General features: G+C 69.1%; 6 protein-coding genes. 4 read left to right on the plus strand and 2 right to left on the minus strand.

What is annotated here, in order from left to right; genetic code table 11:
- The first annotated feature begins 147 nt into the window (after window positions 1-147).
- The 3 genes from ABZX86_RS16690 to ABZX86_RS16700 all read left to right on the plus strand — a co-directional run bounded on the left by ABZX86_RS16690 (window position 148) and on the right by ABZX86_RS16700 (window position 17000).
- Window positions 148-14385, plus strand: a complete 14238-nt coding sequence (locus tag ABZX86_RS16690; protein WP_355124309.1) for an amino acid adenylation domain-containing protein — start codon at window positions 148-150, stop codon at window positions 14383-14385.
- Window positions 14386-14549: 164 nt separating this feature from the next.
- Window positions 14550-15545, plus strand: a complete 996-nt coding sequence (locus ABZX86_RS16695; RefSeq protein WP_355124867.1) for an alpha/beta hydrolase family protein — start codon at window positions 14550-14552, stop codon at window positions 15543-15545.
- A 207-nt stretch (window positions 15546-15752) separates the two neighbouring features.
- Complete coding sequence (locus ABZX86_RS16700) at window positions 15753-17000, plus strand: Nramp family divalent metal transporter (RefSeq protein WP_355124311.1); 1248 nt, start codon at window positions 15753-15755, stop codon at window positions 16998-17000.
- Window positions 17001-17118: 118 nt separating this feature from the next.
- On the opposite strand, the gene ABZX86_RS16705 is transcribed toward ABZX86_RS16700, so the two are convergent.
- The gene (locus ABZX86_RS16705; protein WP_355124313.1) at window positions 17119-17913 is read right to left on the minus strand and encodes an enoyl-CoA hydratase-related protein; all 795 of its coding nucleotides are present in this window, start codon (window positions 17911-17913) and stop codon (window positions 17119-17121) included.
- A gap of 101 nt (window positions 17914-18014) precedes the next feature.
- Here ABZX86_RS16705 and ABZX86_RS16710 point away from each other — a divergent pair, with 101 nt between their 5' ends.
- The gene (locus ABZX86_RS16710; protein WP_355124315.1) at window positions 18015-19253 is read left to right on the plus strand and encodes a helix-turn-helix domain-containing protein; all 1239 of its coding nucleotides are present in this window, start codon (window positions 18015-18017) and stop codon (window positions 19251-19253) included.
- Between the two features lie 69 nt (window positions 19254-19322).
- Here ABZX86_RS16710 and ABZX86_RS16715 read toward each other — a convergent pair whose 3' ends face one another.
- Window positions 19323-20750 carry an aldehyde dehydrogenase family protein gene (locus ABZX86_RS16715; RefSeq protein ID WP_355124317.1) on the minus strand — a complete coding sequence of 476 codons (1428 nt, stop codon included), beginning with the start codon at window positions 20748-20750 and terminating at the stop codon, window positions 19323-19325.
- Window positions 20751-20871 lie beyond the last annotated feature (121 nt).

Consider the following 20871-nt stretch of genomic DNA (forward strand, 5'->3'; position numbering starts at 1 on the left):
CCCGGCTGGCCGAGTAACACACCCCGCGCACACTCGATTCATTTCGGGGGGTGTACCGGCGGCACGAGCAACAACGGACAGGATGAGGGACATCTTCATGATTCGGGTGGTCGGCCAGCGGCACAGCGCGATTCGGGCGGTGCGCGCATGACCCGTACAGCTCGTGTACGGCCCACCCGCACCAGACGTCCCCGCGTCCCCACACTGCCGCAGTTGCTCTCGGCCGCGGTCGAGGCCAACCCGACCGGGGTTGCCCTCGTCCTGGCCGATGCCGCACAGGCATATGACCAGCTCAGCTATGCCGAGCTCGATGAGCGCTCGACCCGGCTGGCCCGGCTGCTGATCGACCGGGGCGTGGGGCCCGAGGACCTGGTGGCCCTCGCCATCCCGCGCTCGGTCGAATCGGTGCTCGCCATCTGGGCGGTCGCCAAGACCGGCGCCGGATTCGTCCCGGTCGACCCGAACTATCCGGCCGACCGGGTACTGCACATGGTCACCGATTCGCAGGCGGTGCTGGGTCTGACCGTCGGCGGCCGGGGCGCCGAGCTGCCGGACGCGGTGACCTGGCTGGAACTGGACACCGCCGACCTCGGCGAGCAGCTGCAGAGCTACCCGGCCGAACCGGTGACCAATGCCGACCGGGTGCAGCCGCTGCGGGCCGAACATCCGGCGTACACGATCTACACCTCCGGATCGACCGGTCTGCCCAAGGGCGTGGTCGTCTCGCATACAGGTCTGTCCGGCGTGACCGAGGAGCTGCGCGAGCGCTTCCGGGTCACGCCCGAATCCCGGGTGCTGCAGGTGGCGTCCCCGTCGTTCGACGCCTCGATCTACGAACAGCTCATCGCCCTCGGTTCGGCGGCCACCCTGGTCGTGGCCACGCCCGAGGTCTACGGCGGCGAGGATCTGGGTGCGCTGCTGGCCCGGGAGTCGGTCAGCCATGCGGTGATCACGCCGTCGGTGCTGGCCTCACTGGACCCGAACGGGCTGGACGAACTGCGGGTCGTGGTGGCCGTCGGCGAGGCCTGCCCGCCCGAGGTGGTGCGGCGCTGGGTGACTCCGATCGCCGACGGCGAGCGGTCGCTGCTCAATGGCTACGGACCCACCGAGACCACCATCTGGACCAATAGCGCCGAACTGTCGCCGGAGCGTCCGGTCACCATCGGCACGCCCATTCGCAGTGCCGTCGAGTACGTGCTGGACGAGCGGTTGCGGCCGGTCGCACCGGGCGTGGCGGGCGAGCTGTATGTGGCCGGCGTGCTGCTGGCGCGCGGTTACCATCGGCGGCCCGGGCTCACCGCGACCAGGTTCGTGGCGAATCCGTTCGACGACAGTGGTTCCCGGCTGTACCGCACCGGCGACCTGGTGCGCTGGACTGCCGACGGTGAACTGGAATACCTGGGGCGCAATGACTTCCAGGTGAAGATTCGCGGGCTCCGGATCGAGCTCGGGGAGATCGACGCCGTGCTCGCCGGGCACGAGTCCGTCGATTTCGCGGTGACCGTCGGTCACCAGGTGCAGGACCGCGCAACGGTTCTGGTGTCCTACGTGCATGCCGCACCCGGCGCAACCGTGGATGTGGCCGACCTGACGGCGCTGGCCGAGAGCGCGCTGCCGCCGCATATGGTGCCCGCCGGGATCACGGTGCTGGACGAGATCCCGCTGACGCCCGTCGGCAAGCTCGATCGCGCCGCGCTGCCCGCGCCGGAACTGGCCGTGACCGCCTATCGGGCTCCGGAAACACCTGCGCAGCAACTGATCTCGGATATCTTCGCCGAGGTGCTGAGGGTCGAGCAGGTCGGGCTGGACGATGATTTCTTCGCCCTCGGCGTCGACAGCATCACCTCCATTCAGATCGTGTCCCGGGCGCGGGCACAGGGTTTGGCGTTCAAGGCCAAGGATGTTTTCGCCGCGCGCACCGTGGCGGGGCTGGCGGAGATCGCCGAATCGGTGACACCGGGTTCGGGCGAGCTGGAGCTGTCCACCGGTCCGCTGGTGCAGATCAGTGATGCGGATCGCGAACGGCTGCAAGAGATCTACCCGGCCATGTCGGATGTCTGGCCGCTCACGCCGCTGCAGTCGGGCATGCTCTTCCACGCGCTGCTGGCCGAATCCTCTGTCGATGCGTACATGGTGCAGTTCACCGTCGAGCTCGGCGGTGAACTCGATATTCCCCGACTGCGCGCCGCCGCGCAGGCCATGCTGGACCGGCATGTGAATCTGCGTGTCGCCTTCGCGGAGGATTCCGCGGGCAACCCGCTGCAGGTGGTCGTCGACGATCTCGAAGTGCCCTGGCGCTATATGGATCTCGGCGATCGCGAGCCGGGCGCGGCCCCCGCGCGCACCGACTGGCTGATGGCCGCCGAGATGAGCGGCCACTTCGATATGCGGTCCGCTCCGCTGCTGCGGTTCACCCTGGTGCGCACCGCGCCGGAGCGGTATCAGCTGTTCGTCACCAGCCATCACATTCTGCTCGACGGCTGGTCGCTGCCGCTGCTCATGCAGGACATGCTGGCGTTCTACGCGCTCGGCGGGGATCCGGCGCTGCTGCCGCCGGTGCGCTCCTACCGGGACTATCTGGCCTGGCTGGTCGCACAGGATCGCGATGCCGCGCGGGCGGCCTGGCAGGAGGCGCTCGCCGGATTCACCGAGCCGTCGCCGCTGGCGCCGGTCGACCGGTCGCGCGAAATCTCCGCGGGCATCGGCGAATTGGGCTTCGAGCTGTCCGCCGCAGATACCGCCGCGCTGAGCGCGGTCGCCGCCGAGACCGGCGTCACGGTGAACACCATCGTGCAGGCGGCCTGGGGTCTGCTCATCGGGCGCAGCACCGATCGTGACGACGTGGTCTTCGGTGCAACGGTCTCCGGCCGCCCGCCGCAGCTGGCGGGCATCGAGACCATGGTCGGCCTGTTCCTCAATGCCATTCCGGTGCGGGTGCGGCTCGATGCCGCCGACACCCTCGCCGATGTGCTGCGGCAGCTGCAGGACGAGCAGGCGGCACTGCTGGATCACCACTACCTCGGCCTCGGCGAAATCCAGGAAATCACCGGCATAGACGGGATTTTCGATTCGCTGGTGGTGTTCGCCTCCTTCCCGGTGGACGATGCGGCGCTGGACGAGGCGGCCGCGCCCATCGAGGGGGTGGGCCTGCTCGGCACCTCGGCGGCCAATGGCACGCACTATCCGGTGACCGTCATGGTGACGCCGGGCAAGACGCTGCGGGTCACTCTCAAGTATCTGCGCGATCTGTTCGACAATGCGGCGGCGGAAGCGCTCGCGGAGCGGCTCGCACTGCTGCTGGGCCGCTTCGGCGCCGATCCGCGGGCGCGAGTCGGCGAGGTGGACGCGCTCTTGGACAGCGAGCGCGAAGCGCTCGACACCGTCAATGCCACCGAAGTGGCCGAGCTGCTCGATGATTCGACGCTGCTGACACTGTTCGACGCGCAGGCGGCGCGTACGCCCGATGCGCTCGCGGTGATGTTCGGCGACACCACGCTGACCTATGCCGAACTCGATGCGCGCTCGCGGCGGCTGGCGCAGGAACTCACGCTGCGCGGCGTCGGACCGGAGACACGGGTCGCGGTCGCCATGCGGCGCAGCATCGACCTCGTTGTCGCCCTCTATGCCGTGCTGCGAGCCGGCGGTGCGTACGTGCCGGTCGATCCCGATCATCCGGCGGAGCGCAATGAATACGTGCTGGCCGGTTCGGCCCCGGTATGCGTGCTGACCCGCGGCGATGATTCGTTCGAAACCGCTTCGGGTGTAACGCTTTTCTTCATCGAAGCCGTGGCGGGCGCCGACGATATCGAGTTCGTCGGTGCGGCCGCGGTACGGCCGGATCATGCGGCATACGTCATGTACACCTCCGGTTCCACCGGTCGTCCCAAGGGCGTGGTGATCACGCACCGGCAGATGGCCAATCAGTTCCGCTGGGCCCAGCGCACCTACCCGCACGGTGCGGGGGATGTGGTGCTGCACAAGACGCCGATCACGTTCGACATCTCCACGTGGGAGTTGTTCTGGCCGTTGCAGACCGGTGCGGCGGTGGTCGTCGCGGAGCCGGACGGACATCGCGATCCGGCCTACATCGCGCGCATGATCGCCGACTACGGCGTCACCTCGGTGCATTTCGTGCCGTCCATGCTCGAGGCGTACCTCGACGGTGCGGCGACCTCGGCGGTGCCCGCTTCGGCGCAGCTGCGCTGGGTGTTCGCCGCCGGTGAGGCGCTGTCCGCCGAGACCGCCGCGAAGTCCGTTGCGGCGCTGCCGGATACGGCGCTGGTCAACTGGTATGGCCCGGCCGAGGCGACCGTGGTCACTGCGCATCCCGCGGACCGGTCGGCGGGCGTCGCGGTGCCGATCGGCAGCCCGGTCGCCAATACACGTGTGCATGTGCTGGATCGGCAGTTGCAGCCGGTGCCGTTCGGGGCGGCGGGCGAGCTGTATGTGGCCGGTGTGCAGTTGGCGCGCGGTTATCTCGGTGCGCCCGCGTTGACGGCGGAGCGGTTTGTCGCGCATGCCGGTGGTGAGCGGTTGTATCGCACCGGTGATGTGGTGCGCTGGGTGGCCGACCCGGACGTCGAGGGTTATGCGCTGGAGTATCTGGGCCGCAGTGACTTCCAGGTGAAGCTGCGCGGTCAGCGTGTCGAGCTCGGCGAGATCGAGACGGTGCTGCTGAGCCACAGTGCGGTGCATCGTGCCGCGGTGTCGCTGGTGCGGGCCGCGACGGGTGATCGGCTCGTGGCCTATGTGGTGCTCGAATCCGGTGCGCGAGTGGGTGATGCCGCGCTGCTGGCGCATGTCCGGGCGGCGCTGCCGTCGTATATGGTGCCCGCCACTGTGGTCCGGCTCGAGGCCCTGCCGCTCAATGCCAGCGGCAAGCTGGACCGTAAAGCGCTGCCGATACCCGAGTTCCAGGCGCGGGCCTACCGGGCCCCGTCCACCACCGCCGAGCGGACCGTGGCCGAGGTGTTCGCCTCGGTGCTCGGTGCGGAACGCGTCGGTGCGGACGACGACTTCTTCGAGCTCGGCGGCAATTCGCTCAGCGCCACCCAGGTGGTCGGCCGGCTGGGTGCTGCCATCGGCGCGCGGGTGCCGGTGCGGGCCCTCTTCGATGCGCCGACCGTGGCGGAACTCGCCGGGACGCTCGGTGAGCACGTCGGCGCCCTGATCGCACCGCTGCGCGCCATGGAACGGCCGGAACGGATTCCGCTGTCCTACGCCCAGCAGCGCATGTGGTTCCTGAACCGCTTCGATACCGGCTCGGCGACCTACAATCTGCCCACCGCGCTGCGCATCACCGGGCCGCTGGACGTGCCCGCACTGCGCGCCGCCGTGCGTGATCTGGTGGAGCGGCACGAGGTGCTGCGCACCATCTACCCGGAGTCCGACGGTGTCGGGCACCAGGTGGTGCTCTCCGGCGACGATCCCGAGGCCATGCCCTCGCTGCCGATGGTGGATGCCACCGAGGCGAATCTTGTTGCCGCCGTGGCCGAGGCGGCCATCGCCGGTTTCGATGTGACCACCGCGCCGCCGCTGCGCCTGCGCCTGCTGCGGCTGGCCGCCGACGACCACGTGCTGGTGTGCGTGGTCCACCACATCGCCGGTGACGGTTTCTCCGCCGGACCGCTCACCCGCGACCTCATGACCGCGTACCTGAGCCGCCTGCAGAGCCGGGAACCGGAGTGGACGCCGCTGCCGGTGCAGTACGCCGATTACGCGCTGTGGCAGCGCGAAATCCTCGGCGAGGAAAGCGATCCCGACTCACTGCTGACCCGGCAGCTGGACCACTGGCGCACCGCGCTGGCGGGACTGCCGGACCAGCTCGAACTGCCGGGCGACCGCCCGCGCCCCGCCGTGGCCTCCGGGCGCGGCGCCACCCTGGTCTTCGAGATCGACGCGCTCGTGCACGCCGGACTGCACCGGGTGGCGCAGGAGCACAGCGCCACCCTGTTCATGGTGGTGCACGCGGCCTTCGCGACCCTGCTGGCGCGGCTGTCGGGCACCGGTGACATCGCCATCGGCGCACCGGTCGCCGGCCGCGGCGACGCCGCGCTCGACGACCTCATCGGCATGTTCGTCAATACCCTGGTGCTGCGCGCGGAGATCGATCCGGCCGACTCCTTCGGGGAACTGCTGAATACGGTGCGCGACAGCGATATCGCCGCCTTCGGCCACGCCGATGTGCCGTTCGAGCGCCTGGTGGAGGTGCTGGACCCGGCCCGCTCGCAGGCCCGGCATCCGCTGTTCCAGACCATGCTGACCTTCCAGAACCTGGCCACCTCGGAACTGGAACTGCCCGGCGTCTCGGTCTCGGCGGTGGAACTGGATGTGCCGCTGGCCAAGTTCGATCTGCAGCTGACCGTCGGCGAGCGCGCCGACGCCGACGGCACGCCGCAGGGCATGACCGGGCTGTTCACCTATGCCACCGATCTTTTCGACGAGGCGACGGTGCAGCACTTCGCCGACCGCTTCCGGCGGATACTGGTCGCGGTCACCGCCGATGCCGACCGGATCGTCGGCGATATCGACGTGCTCGGCTTCGACGAGCGCCGAAAGGTGCTCACCGACTGGAACGATACGGCGCTGGAACTGCCTGCGGGACAGTTGTTCTCGAAGTTCGAGGCGCGGGCCGTGCTGACTCCGGACGCCGCGGCGCTGCGTTACCAGGGCCGGGAAGTGTCCTACGACGAGCTGGCCTCGCGGGTGCATCGCCTGGCACGGCATCTGATCGCCGCGGGCGTGGGGCCGGAATCACTGGTGGCGCTGGGCATTCGGCGTTCGGTGGAGCTGGTGGTCGCCATCTACGCCGTCCTGGAGGCCGGTGGCGCCTATGTGCCGCTGGATCTGGATCAGCCGGCCGATCGTCTCGAGCACGTGCTCGAGACGGCGCGGCCCGCGTGCGTACTCACCACGCGCGGTGATGATTTCGCCTACGACGGCCCGGTCGCGGTCATCGATGCGATCGAGCTGTCGGGCTACTCCGATGCCCCGATCCGGGATGCCGAACGCCTCGCGCCGCTGCACGGGGCGAATACCGCGTACGTCATCTTCACCTCCGGCTCGACCGGACGGCCCAAGGGTGTCGCGGTCTCGCACGCCGCGGCCGTCAATCAGATCGGCTGGATCACCGGCGAATACGCGATCGGCGCCGATGATGTGGTGCTGCTCAAGACCCCGGCCACCTTCGATGTCTCGGTGTGGGAGCTCTTCGGCCCGCTCGCCGTCGGCGCCCGACTGGTGATCGCCGCGCCCGACGGGCACCGCGATCCGGCGTACCTGGCCGAGGTGATCGCCGCCGAGCGGGTCACCATGACCTCGTTCGTGCCGTCCATGCTGAGTGCTTTCACCGACAGCGCCGATCCGGCGGCGCTCACCTCGCTGCGCACGCTGCTGGTCGCGGGTGAGGCCTTCACCGGCGATGCGGTCGCCGCCTTCCGGCGCATCTCCGGCGCGGAACTGCACAATCTCTACGGACCCACCGAATTCACCGTGCACGCCACCTATGCCGCTGTCGGCGAACAGGTTTCGGGTGCGGTGCCGATCGGTGCGCCGGTGTGGAACGCGCAGACGTACGTGCTCGACGCGCGGCTGCATCCGGTCGCCCCGGGTATGGCGGGTGAGCTGTATCTGGCCGGTGCGCAGTTGGCGCGCGGGTACTACGGTCGCGCAGACCTGACCGCGGACCGGTTCGTGGCCGATCCGTTCGGTGAGCGTGGCGCGCGGATGTACCGCACCGGTGATCTGGTGCGGTGGACCGATCGCGGTCAGCTGGTGTACCTGGGCCGCACCGACTTCCAGGTGAAGCTGCGCGGTCTGCGGATCGAGCTCGGCGAGATCGAGGCGGCGCTCACGGCACAGGCTTCCGTCGCGCGAGCGGTGGTGGTGCTGCGGGGTGACGAGCGGCTCGGTGATCAGCTGGTCGGCTACGTTGTGCCCGTCACCGGGCGTGCGGTCGATACTTCGGAGCTGAAAGCCGCACTCGCGGAACGTCTTCCGGGATACATGGTGCCTGCGGCGTTCGTGGTGCTGGACGAGTTCCCGGTCAATCCCTCCGGCAAGCTGGATCGCCGGGCGCTGCCCGCGCCGGATTTCGCGGCCGCGCACGAATTCCGGGCTCCGGTCACCGACGCCGAGCAGACCGTGGCTGAGGTGTACGCCCAGGTGCTCGGGCTCGAGCAGGTCGGTCTGGACGACGACTTCTTCGCGCTCGGCGGTAATTCGCTGGTCGCCACCCGCGTCATCGCGCGCGTGAACGCCGCGCTCGATACCGGTCTCGGCGTACGGGACCTGTTCGAGGTGCCGTCGGTTGCCGCACTCGCACAGCGGATTTCGGGTTCCGAGGCCGCCGCGCCGCGACCCAGGCTGGTGGCCGGACCGCGTCCGGAGCAGGTGCCGCTGTCCCTCGCGCAGCAGCGCATGTGGTTCCTGAACCAGTTCGATCCCACCTCCTCGGCCTACAATCTGCCGATCGCGCTGCGGCTGACCGGTGAGCTGGATACCGAGGCGCTGCAGCAGGCCGTCGCGGATCTGGTGCGGCGGCACGAGACGCTGCGGACCATCTATCCGGAGACCGGGGGCGCGCCGCAGCAGGTGGTGCTGCCCGCCGAACAGGCGGTGCCGCAGCTCGCACCCGAGGTGATCGGCGTCGATGCGGTGGCCGAGCGGGTGGGCGCACTGCTCACCGCCGGGTTCGAGGTGACGCGCGATACTCCGTTGCGGGTCAAGCTCTTCCGCCTGCATGTCGCCGAGACGATCGAACACGTGCTGGTGGTGGTCACGCATCACATCAGCTCGGACGGCTGGTCGATGGGCCCGCTGGCCCGCGATCTGGTCATGGCCTATATGGCGCGGTCGGCACACACCGCGCCGGCCTGGACGCCGCTGCCGGTGCAGTACGCCGACTACGCGCTGTGGCAGCGCGAACTGCTCGGGTCCGAGGACGATCCGGACAGCCTGATCTCGCGGCAGACCGCGTACTGGCGGACCGAACTCGCCGGACTGCCCGACGAATTGAATCTGCCCGCCGATCGCCCGCGCCCGCCGGTGCAGTCCTTCCGCGGCGGCAGTGTGCAATTCGCGATCGACGACGCGACGCACCAGGGGCTGCAGCGGATCGCGCGGGAGCAGCACGCCACGCTGTTCATGGTGGTGCACACCGCGCTGGCCATCTTCCTGGCCCGGCTGTCCGGGACCGAGGACATCGCCATCGGCACACCTGTCGCCGGTCGTGGCGCGGCCGAGCTGGACGACGTCATCGGCATGTTCGTGAACACGCTGGTCCTGCGCACCCAGGTGCCGGGCGAGCTGCGCTTCGAGGAGCTGCTGGCCCGCACCAAGGACGCCGATCTGCGCGCCTTCGCACATGCCGAGGTGCCGTTCGAGCGGCTGGTGGATCTGCTCAATCCGGAGCGCTCCACCGCCCGCAATCCGCTGTACCAGGTCATGCTGGCCTTCCAGAACCTGCCGGACAATGATGTCGAGCTGCCCGAACTGCGCATTGCCGCACTGGAATCCGAGGTCGAGACCTCGCAGGTCGATCTGTCGCTGACCATGAGCAGCAGCGATCAGGCGGGCCTGCAGGCGGCCTTCACCTTCGCGCACGACCTGTTCGACTACGCCACCATCGGAGTCTTCGCCGACCGCTTCCAACGGCTGCTCGCCGCCATCGCCGGCGGCCCCGAGACGCCCGTCGGCGATCTCGCGCTGCTCGGCGACGAGGAATACCAGCTGCTCACCCATGTGCACGGAGATGAGGTCATGGCGACCGGGCTGCTGCCCGATCTGCTCACCGCCGGTCTGCGCCTGGGCCGGGACCGGATCGCGGTGCGCTACCGCGGGCACTCCATCACCTACGGCGAGCTGGACGATTACTCGTCGCAGCTGGCGCGGGTGCTCATCGATCGCGGTGTCGGCCCGGAAAAGCTTGTCGCCGTGGCCTTCCCGCGGTCGTTCGAGACCGTCGCGGCCGTGCTCGCAGTCGCCAAGGCGGGCGGGGCGCACGTACCGATCGACCCGACGTATCCGGCGGATCGCGTGCGGCACATGGTGATCGACTCCGGCGCCATTATCGGCATCACCGGTAAGGCCCATCTGGACGGTCTGCCCGAGACGCTCGAATGGCTCTGCCTGGACGATCCGGCGACCGATCAGCAGTGCGTCGCCCGCTCGGCCGCGCCCGTCAGCGACGCGGATCGCCTTGCGCCACTGCGCATGCAGCATCCGGCCTACGTCATCTACACCTCCGGCTCCACCGGTATGCCCAAGGGTGTCACCGTCACGCACGCCGGTGTGGGCGGCCTCGCCGACTACGCAGTGGCCCGGTACGAGCTCGACCCCGGGCACCGGATGCTGCACAACTGCTCACCCAGCTTCGATCCGTCGGTGCTGGAGTGGGTGTGCGCCTTCTACATCGGCGCGACCCTGGTGATCGTGCCCAAGGAGATCCTGGGCGGCGCCGAGCTCGGCGAGCTCATGCGCAGTGAGAACGTGACGCACGCGCTGCTCACCCCGGCGGTGCTGAGCACCCTCGATCCGGCCGAACAGCCGCAGCTCGTCATGCTGTCGATCGGCGGCGATGTGACCTCGCCGGAGCTGGTCAGCCGCTGGAAGGCCCCGGGCCGGGTCTATCACAATGCCTACGGCCCGACCGAGACCACGATCATCTCCACCTACGCGCAGCTCACACCGGGCCGCCACATCACCATCGGCACACCGGTGCACGGTATGTCGGCGCTGGTGCTGGACGGCCGCCTGAACCCGGTGCCGCCGGGTGTCGCGGGGGAGCTGTACCTGGCCGGTGGCGCGCTCGCGCGCGGCTATCGCAATCGGGCGGGGCTCTCGGCCGAACGCTTCGTCGCAAACCCCTGGGGCGCAGCGGGATCACGCATGTACCGCACCGGCGATGTGGTGCGCTGGTACGCCGATCCGGCGGACCGGGGCGGCAATACCGCACTGCCGGATACGAAGTGGGAACTCGACTACGTCGGGCGCTCCGACTTCCAGGTGAAGATCCGCGGCTTCCGCATCGAACTCGGTGAGATCGACGCGGTGCTCGGCGGGCATCCGGATGTGGACTTCGCCATCACGGTCGGGCGCAAGAATGCCTCCGGGGCAACGGTTCTGGTGTCGTACGTGCTCGGCAACGCCCTCGAACCGGAGCATTTGCAGGCGTACGCCGCGCTGAGCCTGCCGCCGCATATGGTGCCCACCGCGATTGTCGTGCTCGACGAGATTCCGCTCACCCCGGTCGGCAAGCTCGATCGCAAGGCGCTACCGGAACCCGTACTGCGGCAACGCGAATACCGGGCGCCGTCCACCTCGCTGGAGGAGACCATCGCGGCCGCCTTCGCCGAGGTGCTCGAGGTGGAGCGGGTCAGCGTCGACGACGACTTCTTCGCGCTCGGCGGTAATTCGCTGCTGGCCACCCAGATTGTGAGCAAGCTGCGCAAGCTGTCCGGGGCGCAGGTCATGGTCGCGTGGTTCTTCGCCGATCCCACCGTCACCGGGCTCGCCGCCCGTATCGCCGCGGCGCTGGAGAACAGCCACGACTACGATTCGGCCGCCGACGGCGCCATGGCCGTGGTGCTGCCGATCCGTGCCACCGGCAGCCGGACGCCGCTGTTCTGCGCGCCGCCCATGGTCGGAATGTCCTGGTGTTACGCCGGTTTGGTGGGCTTCCTGCCCGCCGATCAGCCGGTGTACGGTCTGCAGTCCCCGGCGCTCACCGAGGCCGACTATCTGCCCGCCTCCCTCGAAGAGGTGGCGCGGCGGTACGTCAGCGCCATGCGCGAGGTGCAGCCGGAGGGGCCGTACCGGCTGCTCGGCTACTCCCTCGGCGGCATTCTGGCCCACGCCATCGCCACCGAACTGCAGGCCGAGGGGGAGCGGGTCGACGTCCTCGCCAATCTCGACGCCTACCCCGATGCCGAATTCGCGGACTTCACCGCCGCGGTGCGGGATGAGTTCGCGGCGCTCGGCGTGGGCGAGGAAGCCTTCCCCGACGGGGATATGAGCGATCTGAGCGATGAGGCGCTGGCCGCACTGCACGCGGCCATCCCCGCTGACCTCGCGGTGCTCACCGTCGAACGGCTGCGCCGAATCTACCGGGGCGCGGTGCACACCGTCGAACTCGGCTCGCAGTACCGGCCGAAGGTCTTCGACGGGGAGATGGACCTGTTCTCCGCCGAGCAGGGGCGCGGCGACGATCACCCGCACTCGCCGGACGACTGGCGGGGATTCGTCACCGGAACCATTACCGATCACGTCGTGCCGATCACGCATCAGCTGCTGACCACGGCGGAGGCGTACGCCGTCATCGGGCCGCAGCTGGCTGCGCTGCTGGAACGCGAAAGTGCTCCTGCCGCAAGCGAAGAAGCCGCGGAAGAGGTGACGGAAGACGCCGACTGGGCCACCACCCAGGTGCTGCCGATCATCACCTTCGACGCACCGCCCTCCGGCGTGAAACTGCGTGCCGCCGACGGGACGCCCCCGGCTCCGGACAGCGACACCGCCTCGGGTTACAGCGCTGCCTCGGATTACGTTGCCGCCGAGGAGTTCCCGGCCGCCGATGCGGAAGCGTTCGTCGACAAGCTCTTCTCCGGCTTCGACACCGGCGAGATCGCCGCCTCGGCGCCGGGCACGTCTGCCGCCGAAGCAGTCTCGGCCGCAAGGGAAATCGGAGACTCTGCCTCGGGCGCGGGTCCGGAGGCATCCGCCGAGGAAGGTCCGCAGGTCTCGGCCGAGGGATCGCAGCGGGCTGACGGAGGGGAATCCCCAGACGCCCGCCGCCAGGGAACTCCGGATGTTGACGGAGGGGCATCCCTGGACGCCCGCCGCCAGGGAATTCTGGGCGCTGACAGCGCAGGATCTCCCGACGCAGACGGCGCAGGAGCTCTGGGCGCTGACGGCGCAGGAGCTCTGGGCGCTGACGGCGCGGGAACTCCGGACGCCATCGATCTGGAAGCGCAGGAGATCTCCGGCGCGGAAGTGGCGGAAGCCCCTGCACAGGTTGCGGCTGCTCCGGCCGCGCCGCCGATCATGGGTCCGCGACTCACCGCGGTGGGCAAGGTTTCTCCGCTGCCCGCGGGCGCTGTGAGCCTGCTCGATGTCGAGCCGTCCGGTCTCTGGGTTCGGGCCATCACGCTCGATATCGCGGCCGATGTCTCCGGCTCCCGGGTGCGGCGCTCGGTGCGCACCCTGCTGGACCGGCATCCGGCACTGTGGTCGCGACTGCGCCGGGACGGCGAAGCGGCCGTCATGGACATTCCGGCACAGGCCAATTCGAGCGATGCCCAGGTCTGGCAGCTGGATCCGGCCGTCGAGGCGGTGGGCGATCCGATCGAAGCGGTCATCCACGCCGCCGCGGCGGAGCTGGATCCGGAGAAGGGCCGCAATATTCGCTTCGTGCTCATGGCCGGCGCACAGGCGGACCCGACCCTCGATCCGATCGACTGCCCCGCGGCCGTTCTGGTCGCGGTCGCCAACGGCCTCGTGGTGGACGACACCTCGTGGCGCACCATCATCGAGGACCTGACGGCCTCCTGGTCCGGCGGACATGCCACGCCGCCCAGTGCGGACGCGCATCCGGTCGGCATTGCCCAGGCGCTCGCGGACCGGGCGGTCGCCGCCCCGACGGTCATCGAATTGGAGTGGTGGCGTGCCTCTTTGACCTCGGCCACCGAGGGCCGGGATCCGGCGGAGGTGTTCGGCGCCGACGAGGGGCCGATCGCCCGCGGCCGGGTATCGGTCTCCATCACCGGTGAGGGCGCGGCGGCCGTGGATACCGTGGCCCGCCGCTACGACGCCACCATCGACGAGGTCCTGCTCGGCGCGCTCGCCGTCACCCTGCTCGACGACAGCGGCGAATCGGTCCGGCGCGCACTGGGTTCGGTGGTGCAGCTGGTCGCCGACGGGCGGGTGCCGGGCGATCCCGCCGGACATCGCACCGTGGGCGCGTTCAGCACGCCCTACCCCTTCGCACTGCGGGTGTACGGCGTGGACTTCGACGAGGTGCGGCGCGGCGGGCCCGCCGCCGGATCCGTGCTCGAGCAGATTCGCGACCGCTGCCGCGAGGTGCCCGCACAGGGCGTCGGCTTCGGCCTGCTGCAGCATCTGAACCCCGACACAGCGGCCGCAATCGCCGGACTTCCGGTGGGTCGCATCGGTTTCCGCTACCGTGATCTGCGACCCGCCCGGGTGTATCCGGAGCCGGTCGCCGACGACCTCTATCTGGACGTCACGGTGGATACCACCCAGGACGGTCTCGTCGCCCGCTTCGACTTCGCGGGCGCGGTACTCGACCTGGAGCAGATCAAGCGACTCGTCGAGGGCTGGGTGCAGGCCCTGGGCGGACTCGCCGAGCACGGTCGCGAGACCACTCCGTAATATCGGCCGATACCGCGTCGATTGCACAGGCCGTAGACCGGCACCAACGAACCACAGCGAAGGTGTGAACATTGATTCGGAGACATGTCCGGAACGGGCTTGCCGGTCGCCGGCGCGGTGCACGAGCCGCTGCCTTCCTCGCCGTCACAGCAGTTCTCACCGGCATGGTCGCCGGTGTCGGCGGTCCCACCGCGAGCGCCGACCCGATCATCGACAGCAAGAAGCTGCTCGCCGATCCGGTCGCCCCGGACGGGTCGAAGATCACCAAGGCGGAGATGAAGGACGGCCGGAACATCCGGTTGTACGTGCACTCCGCGGCCATGGACGCCACCTACCCGGTCGATGTGCAGCGCCCGGCCGACGCCACCGTGCCGCAGCCGACGCTCTACCTCCTCAATGGCGCCGGCGGCGGTCAGGACGACGCCTCGTGGGTCAAGAAGACGAATATCGTCAACGGCTTCCTCGCCGACAAGAACGTCAATGTCGTGCAGCCCATCGGCGGCAAGTGGAGCTACTACCAGGACTGGGACACCACCGATCCGACGCTCGGCGTCAACAAGTGGCAGACCTTCTTCACCGATGAGCTGCCCCCGCTGATCGACGCGGCCCTGGGCACCAACGGCGTGAACGCGGTCGCCGGCATCTCCACCTCCGGCACCACCGTGCTGCAGCTGCCCGAAATGCGGCCGGGCCTGTTCAAGGCCGCCGCCGCGTACAGCGGTTGCGCCCAGATGTCCGATCCGGTCGGCCAGGAATTCATGCGCCTCACCGTCGAGACCTGGGGCGGCGGCAAGCTCACGAATATGCACGGCCCGATGGATTCGCCGGAATGGGCGGCCAACGATCCGGTCGTCAATGCCGAGAAGCTGCGTGGCACAGCGCTTTACATCTCCTCCGGCAGCGGTCTGCCCGGACAGTACGACGCCCTCGACGGTCCGTACGCGCTGCCCGGTCAGTACGGCCTGGCCAACCAGATGATCATCGGCGGGGCCATCGAGGCCGGCACCAACTACTGCAGCCACAATCTGGCGGCCAAGCTGGACTCGCTCGGCATTCCGGCCACCTACAACTTCCGGGCGACCGGCACGCACTCCTGGGGTTACTGGAACGACGAGTTCCTCAACTCCTGGCCGGTGCTGGCCCGCGGCCTCGGGATCTGATTCCCGGCCTGCCGGGGCAGTAGCCCCGAACTCGCGCAAGATCCGAACGCCCCGGCGAATCCGCCGGGGCGTTCGGCGTTTTCGCGTCGATCTTCAGGGAGTCGGCGTCGATCTTCGGGGGAGTGGCGGCGTGGCGCTGCTATCAGCCTGATCACTTTCTTGAAGGTAGGTCTAAACAAAAAGTTCGGTTAGCCGTAATCTATTGTTGTGAGTACCAGCCTGGCCGATACGCGCTCCAAATTCCAGCGAGCGAGATCAGCCACGGTCTTGCTCGGACCAGCTTTCGTCGCCGCCATCGCCTATGTCGATCCGGGCAATGTGGCCTCGAATATCAGCGGTGGCGCACAGTTCGGATACCTGCTGGTGTGGGTCATCGTGATGGCCAATGCCATGGCCGGGCTGGTGCAATTCCTCTCGGCCAAACTCGGCCTGGTGACCGGTATGTCACTGCCGGAGGTGGTGCGGGAGCGGGCGAGTCGCGGTGTCCGGCTGGCCTATTGGGGGCAGGCCGAAACCGTCGCCATCGCAACGGATCTCGCGGAGGTGGTCGGCGGCGCCATCGCACTCAACCTGCTGTTCGGGCTGCCGCTGCTGCTCGGCGGCGTGATCACCGGCGTGGTGTCGCTGGGCCTGCTGCTGGTGCAGAATCGGCGCGGGCAGCAGCCGTTCGAACGCATCATCCTGGGCATGCTCGGCATTATCGCCATCGGATTCATTGCCTCCGTGGTGATTTCGCCGCCCTCGGTCTCCTCCACCATCGGCGGGCTGGTGCCCCGCTTCGACGGCACCGAGAGTGTGCTGCTCGCCGCCGCCATGATCGGCGCGACCGTCATGCCGCACGCGGTGTATCTGCACTCCGGACTGGCCCGGGATCGGCACGGCCAGCCCGAGGCCGGTGCGGCCCGCGCCCGGCTGCTGCGCATCACCCGCTACGACGTCGGGCTGGCCATGCTGCTGGCGGGCGCGGTGAATCTGGCCATGCTGCTCATGGCCGCAAAAACGCTGCGCGGACGGCAGGATGTGGACTCGCTCGAATCCGCGCACGCCGCGGTGCAGGACACGCTCGGGCCGGCGGCCGGACTGCTGCTCGCCATCGGACTGCTCGCCTCCGGCCTGGCCTCCACCTCGGTCGGCGCCTACGCGGGGGCCATGATCATGCAGGGACTGCTGCACCACCGCATCCCGCTGCTGGTGCGCCGCGTGGTGACCCTGATTCCCGCGCTGGTGGTGCTCGGCCTCGGCGTGGATCCGACTCGGGCGCTGATCATTTCGCAGGTGGTGCTGTCGTTCGGCATTCCGTTCGCGCTGATTCCCCTGGTGCGCTTCACCACCGACCGCACCCTCATGGGCGACGACGTGAACGGGCGCATCACCACCCTGCTCGCCTGGCTGGTGGCTGCGATCATCACGGCTTTGAACGTCGCACTCATCTATCTGACCGTCGCCGGGAACTGACCGTCGGGAACTGAACCCGTCGCCGGGAACTGACCGTCGCCGGGAGATAGCGGCGCTGCCGGCAAGCCCCGTCATCCCGGCAGACCCCTCGTCATCCCGGCATGCTTTCGGCCGGGATCTACTCCGCGAAAACGGCCTTGCGCTTCTGCAGCATGGCCGTCGCACCCTCGGCGAAATCGGCCCCGCGCAACAACTCCGGCTGACCGATCCCTTCCGCGGCCAGTGCGGCGTCGAGGGCGGGAAGTGCCGCGGCGTTCAGTGCGCGCTTGGTGAGCTCGAGGGCGCGGCGCGGGCCGTGTGCGAGCTTGGCGGCGGCGGCCTCGACCTTCGCCTCGAGATCCGCATCGGAGTAGACGCCGGTGATCAGACCGCGCCGCTGCGCCTCGGTGCAGGGCAGGCGATCGCCCAGCAATGCCATCTCGGCGGCCAGCGGGCGGCCGGCGGCCGCCGCGACCATGGCCGCCGCACCGCCGTCCGGCATGAGACCGATATTGATGAAGGCCAGCAGCAGATAGGCATCCTCGGACGCGTAGATCAGGTCGGCGGCCAGGGCGAAGGCGACGCCGACACCGGCGGCCGCACCCCGCACCCGGGCGATGACCGGGATCGGCGCGTCCACGATCGCCTTGATCATCCGATTGGCCGCGACCATGGTGTCCTCGGGCGTGATTCCGCGTGCCGCCTCGCCGGGGCTGGCCGACAGATCCGCGCCGGTACAGAAGTCGCCGCCCTCTCCGGTGAGCACGATCACCCGCACCGCGGGATTGTCGTATGCCGAAAGCACCGTCTCGCCGAGCCCGAGCATGGTGTCGTAGTCGATGGCGTTCTTGCGCTTGGGATTGGTGATGGTGATACGCAGTACCCGGCCGTCGAGCACGGCGGTATAGCCCGGGGTCGTCGCGGTGTTGCTCATGAGTGCTCCCGGTGATGTGTTCGGCTGTGCGAATTGTGGTTAACTTAGGTGGATTCGTCCGGCACTGTCAACAGCCGGTGCCGTGGAAAAGGAGAAAGTGCATGGTCGCCGATCGCAGCGAGGTGGGACTCGCTTCCGCGCGACCTTCCGGCGAACCGGGGCCCCGGCGCCGACCCAAGAATCGCAAGGCCCAGATTGTCGGCGTCGCCGCCCGGGCCTTTGCTGAGCGGGGTTATCACCCGGTCGGCGTGGACGAGATCGCCGCCGAGGTCGGCATATCCGGGCCCGCGCTGTACCGGCACTTCAGCAATAAATACGCCATGCTGGTCGCCGCCGCCGAGATGGGCGCGCAGCAATTGGTCGATGCCGCCCACGCCGCCGACCATCCCGAGCTGGAACCGGAACCGCGACTCACCGCACTGATCCGCGGCATCGCCGAGCACACCATCGACTGCCGGCGCGAGGGCGGACTGTACCGCTGGGAGCGGCGGTATCTGGAGAGTGCCGATCGCGCTCGCATCCGGGTCATCTACGCCGATCTGCACGACACCTTCACCGCGCCAATCGCCGAGCTGTACCCCGAGGCCGACCCGGCCGACAACAGCCTGCGCGCCGCGGCCGTGCTCAGTGCCATCGGCAGCGTGACCGGGCACCGCACCGCGCTGTCCAACGCGCGCCTGGTGAGCCTGCTCAACGACATCTGCTGGGACATCCTGCGCGCCGACCTGCCGCCCGCGCCCGCACCCGTCACCGGCGACCCGATCGTGCGCGGCCTGCCCGTCATCTCCAAACGCGAACAGCTGCTCACCGAGGCCATCCGGATCTTCGGGCGGCAGGGGTATCACGAAGCCAGTATCGAGGAGATCGGCGCCGCGGCGGGCATCAACGCCTCCAGCGTCTACCGCTACTTCAGCAGCAAATCCGATCTGCTCGCCGCCGCCTTCCACCGCACCGGCGAACGCGTGGCCATCGCCAATGCCGAAGCGCTGTCGGAGGCCACCAGCCGCGCCGACGCCGCCGTGCGCATTGCCGAACGCTTCGCCCGCATGACCTTCACCATGCCGGAGATCCTCCCGGTCTATTTCGCCGAATTCTCCAATCTGCCCGCCTCCGAACAGCATCGGCTCCGCTCCATCCAGCGCCAGAACGTCCTGGAATGGGCCAACCTGCTCGAAGGCGACCAGATCGAAGCCCGCTTCCGCGTCCACGCCGCCATCGGCCAGGTCATCGACGTAGGCCGCCGCCTCCGCTTCGACACCCGCCCCCAGAACCTGGCCCGCGTCCGCGCCCTCATGAGCGCGGTACTCCTGGGCTCAGCCCCCACCCCAGACGCCGAATAGCCCTACCCCCCAGACTGTCCAGCCCCTCCACACCCGCCCGGAGCGAAGCGGAGGGCAATCAAACCCAGCTCAGACCTTGTGGCGGAGGCGGAAGAGTGCTCTTGCCAGGCGGAGGCGCTGGGGGTGGTTGTCGAAGGTGCTCAGCCCCACGGGTTCTCGGTGGCGTTTGTCGATGATCGCTTGGGTGCGGGCGAATTCGAGCAGGGACTGCGGGTCGCGGATGCGGCCGGGGCCGTGGATGCCGTAGACCGGCGTGGCATTGACTGTCACCAGTTCGGTGCGGAGGCGATCGGCGAATTCGGGGACGCTGCGGATGTCGCGGGTGAAAACGGCTACGGGGAGCACTCTTTCAGGGGCGTTGACGCGTTCCACCGCCTCGTCCATGGAGGCGACCCGGTTGACGATCAGCACCGGGCCCACCGCCTCACCGGTAATGGCGAGGCTGATCTCCGGGACCTCGGTGAGCACCACCGGTTCGATATACGGCTCGCGAATGGACTCCAGGCTGCCGACCACCGCCCGACCACCGCGGGTCAGCGCATCGCGGACCTGGCGGCGCACCACATCGAGATGGGCGTCGAGCACCATCGGCCCGTAGGAGGCGCGCTTGTCCGCGGCGGGGCGCAGCTTGCGGGCGTGGTAGGCCACCATTTCCAGGAACGGCTCGTACACCGAGTCCGCCACGTACACGCACTGCACGCCCGACGGATGCTGCCCGGCATTGGCCATGGCGCCGTATACCGCTGCGGCCGCGGCGGTGTCGAGACGGGCGTCGACCTGGACGATCATGGCGCCGCGGCCACCCTGCTCGACCACCAGGGGAGTGGCGGTCTGCGCGCACAGCGCGGTGACCTCGCGGGCGCCGGCGGCGGATCCGGCGTAGGCGATCTTGTCCACCCGCGCCCGGCAGAGGGCGGCGGCGGTGGAGCTGTCACCGGTAACCACCTGCAGCACAGGTTGATTCGGGGACAGGCGGTTCCAGGTGTCGGCCAGCCACGCCCCGACTCCGGGGGTGAGCTCGCTCGGCTTGAACACCACGGTATTGCCCGCGGCCATGGCGGAGGCGATCGAATTCATCGGTGCGAGAACGGGATTCTGCCAGGGGCCGAGCACGCCGATCACGCCCAGCGGCAGTCGCCCGATCGACCCGTCCCGGCCGTGCCGGAACCAGGCCGTGCTGCGGGTCGAGCGGCCCAGCGTCTTCTCGGCGTGGCGCGCAACCCAATCCAGATGCTCCACGGCCAGCGTCACTTCCACGGCCGCGTCCATGCGCGGTTTGCCGGTCTCACTGCTGATGAGTTCGACGAGCTCACGGGTGCCGCGCGCGATGGCGCGCTTCCAGTCCAGCAGCCAGCGTTTGCGCCCGGCGAATCCCAGTGCCGCCCACCACTGTTCGGTGGTGCGGGCGGCGCGGACGGCCCGGGTCAGCTCACCGGCGCCCATAATGGCGTAATCGCCCACGACCTCCCCGGTGCGCGGATCGTACGATGTCAGCACCTTAGGTCGGCCCGCTCCGGTGCGCGCTGCCCGTGGCTGCTGCGCAGGCTCGGCCATGGTTACCCTCTCGTGGCCATGAATGTCTCCCCGCCTGTCAGCCTATGGTTCGGCGAGCACGCCC

This window comes from Nocardia sp. NPDC006630 (assembly GCF_040611495.1).
Lineage (GTDB): Bacteria > Actinomycetota > Actinomycetes > Mycobacteriales > Mycobacteriaceae > Nocardia.

Coding starts and splice junctions, on each gene's coding strand:
- ABZX86_RS16690 (WP_355124309.1), top strand. CDS start 148: ATGACCCGTACAGCTCGTGTACGGCCCACCCGCACCAGACGTCCCCGC.
- ABZX86_RS16695 (WP_355124867.1), top strand. CDS start 14,550: ATGGTCGCCGGTGTCGGCGGTCCCACCGCGAGCGCCGACCCGATCATC.
- ABZX86_RS16705 (WP_355124313.1), bottom strand. CDS start 17,913: ATGAGCAACACCGCGACGACCCCGGGCTATACCGCCGTGCTCGACGGC.
- ABZX86_RS16710 (WP_355124315.1), top strand. CDS start 18,015: ATGGTCGCCGATCGCAGCGAGGTGGGACTCGCTTCCGCGCGACCTTCC.